At 68.7% G+C, this 1951-nt stretch carries 1 protein-coding gene; it reads left to right on the top strand.

Annotated features, from left to right (window positions below):
• The coding region (locus GSF22_RS33160; protein WP_208817853.1) for a cellulase family glycosylhydrolase at positions 1 to 1614 on the top strand (1614 nt) is incomplete at its 5' end.
• Between the last annotated feature and the right edge of the window lie 337 nt (positions 1615 to 1951).

The raw sequence follows: 1951 nt of genomic DNA, 5'->3' as shown, positions 1-1951 counted from the left end.
CCACCCACCACCCCGCCGCCCGGTGACGCGATGGCGACGGTGGCCGCCATGCAGCCCGGCTGGAACCTGGGCAACTCTCTGGACGCCGTCGGCTCCGACGAGACCGCCTGGGGCAACCCGCGCATCACCGAGGCGCTGCTGGACAACGTCAGGGCGCAGGGCTTCAAGAGCATCCGCATCCCGGTCACCTGGAGCGCCCACCTGGGCGGCGCACCCAGCTACGCGATCGAGACGGCGTACCTCAACCGGGTCAAGGAGGTCGTCGACTGGGCCCTCGCCGACGACTTCTACGTGATGATCAACATCCACCACGACTCGTGGCAGTGGATCGCGAACATGCCGGCAGACCGCACCAACGTGCTGGCCAGGTACAACGCGATCTGGACCCAACTGTCGGCCACCTTCCGCAACTCGTCGCCGAAGCTGGTCTTCGAGAGCGTCAACGAGCCCCAGTTCAGCAACAGCTCCGGGGACGCCCAGAACGCCACCCTGCTCCACGAGCTGAACACGTCGTTCCACACGATCGTGCGGCAGTCCGGCGGCAACAACGCCACCCGCCTGCTGGTGCTGCCGACCCTGCACACCTCGTCCGACCAGGCCCGCATCGACGAGCTGACGGCCACCTTCACCGCCCTCAACGACCGCAACCTCATCGCGACCGTGCACTACTACGGATACTGGCCGTTCAGCGTCAACGTCGCCGGTGGCACCCGCTTCGACGCCACCGTGCAGAAGGACCTCACCGACTCCTTCGACCGGGTGTACAACGCGTTCGTCGCCCGGGGCATCCCGGTGATCATCGGCGAGTACGGCCTGCTCGGCTTCGACCGGCACACCGGCACCATCGAGCAGGGCGAGAAGCTCAAGTTCTTCGAGTTCCTCGGTCACTACGCCCGGACCAAGAAGATCACCACCATGCTCTGGGACAACGGCCAGCACTTCCACCGGACCGCCTTCACCTGGTCCGACCCGGAGCTGTTCGCCCAGATCAAGTCGAGCTGGACCACCCGGTCCGGTACCGCCTCGTCGGACCTGCTCTTCAACGCGAAGGCCAGCGCGATCAGCGCCAAGACGCTCACCCTCAACCTCAACGGCACCTCGTTCCTCGGCGTGCGGCAGGGCAGCACCGACCTGGTCCAGGGCACCGACTACACCGTCAGCGGCGACCAGTTGACCTTCACCGCGTCGGCGCTGACCCGGCTGACCGGCAACCGGGCGTACGGGGTCAACGCGACGCTGCACGCCCGCTTCTCCCAGGGCGTGCCGTGGCGGATCAACGTGATCACCTACGACCGGCCGGTCCTGGCCAACGCCACCGGTGCGACCAGCGCGTTCACCATTCCCACCCAGTTCCGTGGTGACCAGCTCGCCACCATGGAGGCCCGGTACGCCGACGGCAGCAACGCCGGTCCGCACAACTGGACCCCGTTCAAGGAGTTCGACGTCACCTTCGCGCCCCACTACAGCACCAACACCATCGCCCTGACCTCCACCTTCTTCGCCGAGGTCAACGACGGTGCACCGGTGACGCTCACCTTCCACTTCTGGAGCGGCACGACGGTGTCCTACCGGGTGACGAAGTCCGGCAGCACCGTCACCGGCACCGCCCTGTGACAGCTGCCCCCGTCATGAGCAACTCGGGCACCTGACCGTCACCCGGTCCCGGTGGCGGCCGGGAACCGGCCCCGCGGCCGGACCGACGTGGGACACGTCGGTCCGGCCGCACCGGGTACCCGTCGCCGCTGCGGACCGAGCGATCCCGGTCCGACCCGGCGACGTCCGTTGCCGGCCCGGTCCGGCGCTGCGGCAACCGGCTCCCAGGTCGGTCGCGTGTCCCCGGTATGGACCACTCGACCACCCGGTACCCGCGACCGGTCACCACCGCCCCGACCACTGCCCGGCTGCCGCGCATCGTCGCCGCCCTGACCGCCGTCACCGTGCTCGCCCCGGC

The sequence above is a fragment of the Micromonospora echinofusca genome (assembly GCF_017614955.1).
Taxonomy (GTDB): domain Bacteria; phylum Actinomycetota; class Actinomycetes; order Mycobacteriales; family Micromonosporaceae; genus Micromonospora; species Micromonospora echinofusca_A.
The sequence above is the reverse complement of the archived record's forward strand: the minus strand, read 5'-3'. Positions and strand labels throughout refer to the sequence as shown.